General features: G+C 50.5%; 5 protein-coding genes. All 5 read right to left on the reverse strand.

Annotated features, from left to right (window positions below):
* Positions 1-552: 552 nt before the first annotated feature.
* The gene (locus ACOCD2_RS14530; protein WP_293674763.1) at positions 553-684 is read right to left on the reverse strand and encodes a hypothetical protein; all 132 of its coding nucleotides are present in this window, start codon (positions 682-684) and stop codon (positions 553-555) included.
* Positions 681-902, reverse strand: coding sequence for a hypothetical protein (locus ACOCD2_RS14535; RefSeq protein WP_293652801.1), 222 nt, complete (start codon positions 900-902; stop codon positions 681-683). The genes ACOCD2_RS14530 and ACOCD2_RS14535 overlap by 4 nt, the downstream gene beginning before the upstream one ends.
* 134 nt (positions 903-1,036) lie before the next feature.
* Positions 1,037-2,503 carry an ATP-binding protein gene (locus tag ACOCD2_RS14540; protein ID WP_293649703.1) on the reverse strand — a complete coding sequence of 489 codons (1,467 nt, stop codon included), beginning with the start codon at positions 2,501-2,503 and terminating at the stop codon, positions 1,037-1,039.
* Entirely contained in the window at positions 2,500-2,766 is a 267-nt protein-coding gene (locus ACOCD2_RS14545; RefSeq protein WP_293649701.1) for a hypothetical protein, read from the reverse strand. Before ACOCD2_RS14545 ends, ACOCD2_RS14540 begins: the two co-directional genes overlap by 4 nt.
* A partial coding sequence (locus tag ACOCD2_RS14550; RefSeq protein ID WP_419594072.1) for a restriction endonuclease subunit S occupies positions 2,759-3,463 on the reverse strand: 705 nt, incomplete at its 5' end. The genes ACOCD2_RS14545 and ACOCD2_RS14550, both read right to left, overlap by 8 nt.

Below are 3,463 nucleotides of genomic sequence, written 5' to 3' on the forward strand. Positions count from 1 at the left end.
AAATTCAGATGTTTAACTTGAATTCGAACAGGACTTTGCCCATGACAGAATGGGTCGAGTAGATGGGCTCCACAACAGGTTAGGATCGTGTTGGCATTCTCTGTTTGCCGGCTGGTTTCCCACCGGTGCCGCAATATCCTCTCCGTACTGTCGCATCACCACACCCCTCACAGAACCGTGCTTGCGCTACTCACGCACACGGCTCCTCAACAACACGCTTCGCGGAAGAAGTCACCATAGGTTCACCTGAATTCGCGGGGGAGGCAACGGGAAGCGTTGGCGCAGCAGCCGGAACTTCTCGAAATTCAGACTGCCACGCTTTCCACGCCGGCCTAGCCATTTGAAAAGTATCACCTGAATCCGTATTTTCAAATGCGGCCTTCAATTTTGCTCGCTGATTCTTACATCTGGTAGCGTTATTTGACTGGCGGCTGCCTTGTTTGACTGCTCAGCGACATGATTTTCAGCGGGGCTGCCGCAAGAATGACACACCGACGGATTTCAGGCGCACTGCTCCATGGGGCAAGGCTTATCCGCTATGATCCGGTACGTCTAGCCATAGGCCAGTTTTCGATACACCGCATTAAAGGCCTGCAGCGATCGACAACCTCTGCCAAAACTTATCTTGATGGTGCGCGCTGTTTTGATGATACGTGCGGCAACATACATCAGTTCCTGCATCACGGTTCTGATCCGTCGCCTCTGCGCCTTGCTCCGCTTGGGTGACTTCGACCCTCCGCCGGCACGAAGTGCCAGCTCTTAATCTCTCCTCCATAACCGGCGCGTTCTTCAGCGATCATCCCATCAGCAAGACCACTACCGAGGGTATCGAGCACCATCTGCTCGACCGTATTTTCTTCATTGAAAACTGTCATCCCCTCTCCCCGCAAGCTGTCCATCATAACTCTCTGGCTCAGTCAAACAAGCTCACAACTATATCTAACTGATTTTTAACGTATTATGATACTTCGAATACCTGCCCAACCTATTTCAGTCAAATAACCGTCAAATAAGAATTATCTTATTTGTCAATGTATTATGCCCACCAAGGCACGTATTTCATATACTTCCGTGAAGCACTCTCATCAAATTGACGAATCTTTCCCGCCTCAAGGGCATCCTTGATAATCCGGGAAGCCATGGCCGAATTCTTTTCTTCAATACCAAACCTCTGACGAAGTGTGGAGTTCGTCATGTAGTCACGTTGGACATAGCGCAAACAGGCATGCAGATAAGTTGCCCATATCCGATCTTGCTTGTCCATTTCTCTAAACTCACGATGGGCGAACAGCACGCAACGCGTGTGTTCATCTGTCTCCTCGAAAACCGGTGCAGGAAGCTGGTAATACTCTGTCTGGAAAACCACTTTATCAACGCCACTACCACGCTCCTCGCAAACCCCAATCCGGCGCATAAATGAGGCCAATGCCTCATTCCGTGATTTGGGCGGGCTATCAAGGAAACGTTCTGTCTTCACCAGGGGTACACCCGGGTTCGTGACCTCCATGCGTCTGGTGAAGATCTCGATCATCGGCCCGGTACCTGTTTGTTGAAAATCCTGATGAATCAGTGCATTGGCTACTAACTCGCGGATGGCCAACTCGGGAAACATCGGAACTTCCTTGCGTAGCGCCTGGCCAATGACTTCATTGCTGGGCAACAGGTTCAGAACGAAACCTATCAGTCCCTCAAAACCACAGGCATAGCCTTTTGTGCCACTTTTTTCTCTCAGTGTTTCGACACGATGCGCACCCTTGTAGACCACCACACGAACCGCCTTACGACGAAGGTTACGAAAATCTTCTAATTTCTTCGCAAATAGAATTGCACCAAGATTAGTGATATCCCATTTACCACCCATGCCAGAGGCTATTATCTCATCCGCCTGCAAGGTGGCGAGAATGGCATCACGCGTCTCCGGCAGAGGCAATTCCAACAGATCAAAATAAGCAGGATAATCGAGCAGCCGAAGTACTTCCTCTGCAGGAATATTCTCAGCGGCAATTTGGCTCTCAAACGGCGTTTGATCGAATACCCGCCACAGTTCTCGTTCCTTCTCCGGGTGGTCTTTCAACTTCTTTTTGTAGGAGCCGACCCGAATAAACTCCTGATTCCTGAACTGTACCGGATGGCGAAAGGCTGCGCCTATTTCCAGCAACACCACTGGCTGATCACCAATGATCAGCTCGTAAAACCGAAAGTTGATCTTTGGCTTCAACAGACGCAGCAGCCAGTTTTCCAACTCTTCATTGCCCACCTTGGTGCGTGATGGACAGAACTCTGTACCAACAATGGCATGACCATCATCTTCAACTCCCCACAGCAGGTATGCATTGACCTTTCCAAGTAATGCCGCAGAATTGGCCAGCGCAGAGAGGTACTCACCAATCTGTTCCGGCTTTTCCTTGTTTCGCTTGAACTCGATCCACTCCGTTTCCCTGGGCTGTTTGCACAGCTCATGAAACAAACCTATGAGATATTCAGCGTTTCTATCGACGGTCATGGTAACAACCTGGGATTATAATTGGTCTGCAAGTGGTCGAGTTGGGGCTTGATTTCCGGGTTCAGGTGAATGAGGGCGTCGTGCACCACCGACTCCACCAGCACATCGGAGTGCGGACGCGGCAATTCTTCTGCAGCGATAAAGCACCAACTCTTGACCTCGCCGCCGTAACAGGCTCGCTCTTCGGCCACCATGTTTGAAGTTACGCCATCGCAGAGCGTGTCGAGAACCAGTTGTTCGACGGTGTTTTCTTCGTTAAACATGGAGTACTTCCACCCAGTTTGAAATGAGCGCTCTCAGCATTAAACATGCACTCTCAATATTCGTTTCTGCTTGTTCTATAGTCTGATCAAATGAGATAAGCGTTTTGGTGACTGCCTCTTGTGTTTCCAGCGACGGCAACCATATTGGTGCTTTCTTTAGTCGGGCTTGGGAAATATTTTTAGCTTCAGTTCCTCCAACAGCCGTTTCTATGTATTTGCGGTAAATTCTGCTCAGAAGATTCTGGTAAAGAAATCGTTCAACTACAGATTCTTTTTTGGGGACAAGTCGGAGCGTCTTATCGCTCAGCATCAAGCCTGGTCGCACGTTCTTAACTACGCTCAAGCGCCGGCTGATCGTCTTGCGTCCGACACGAAACCACTTCCCATTCCGCGAGGTGGTGCAATAGTGGGTGAAACCCAGGAAGTCGAAGGTTTCGGCCTTTCTCCTCCCCTGTTCTTTTGCCCACTGCTGCGCCATCGGCCCAAACGCCAGAATCCTGGTCTTCTCCGGCGCGATCTCCAGCTCGTACAGGCCAAGCCGCTTCTCCATCTCGATGCGGAATCGCTTGGCGTCCACTTCGTGTTTGAAGCTGGCCACATAATCATCCGCATACCGGATCAGCCGCGCCGGCCCCGTACAGCCTGGTTGGAATCGCCGTTGAAACCAGAGGTCCAGCGTGTAGTGGAGGTAGAGATT

The sequence above is a fragment of the Thiolapillus sp. genome (assembly GCF_048562965.1).
In the GTDB taxonomy this organism is placed as follows: Bacteria; Pseudomonadota; Gammaproteobacteria; order Chromatiales; family Chromatiaceae; genus Thiolapillus; species Thiolapillus brandeum_A.

Excerpts from the sequence above, each read along its gene's own strand:
- ACOCD2_RS14535 (WP_293652801.1), bottom strand. The coding sequence starts at position 902 with ATGATGGACAGCTTGCGGGGAGAGGGGATGACAGTTTTCAATGAAGAA.
- ACOCD2_RS14540 (WP_293649703.1), bottom strand. The coding sequence starts at position 2,503 with ATGACCGTCGATAGAAACGCTGAATATCTCATAGGTTTGTTTCATGAG.
- ACOCD2_RS14545 (WP_293649701.1), bottom strand. The coding sequence starts at position 2,766 with ATGTTTAACGAAGAAAACACCGTCGAACAACTGGTTCTCGACACGCTC.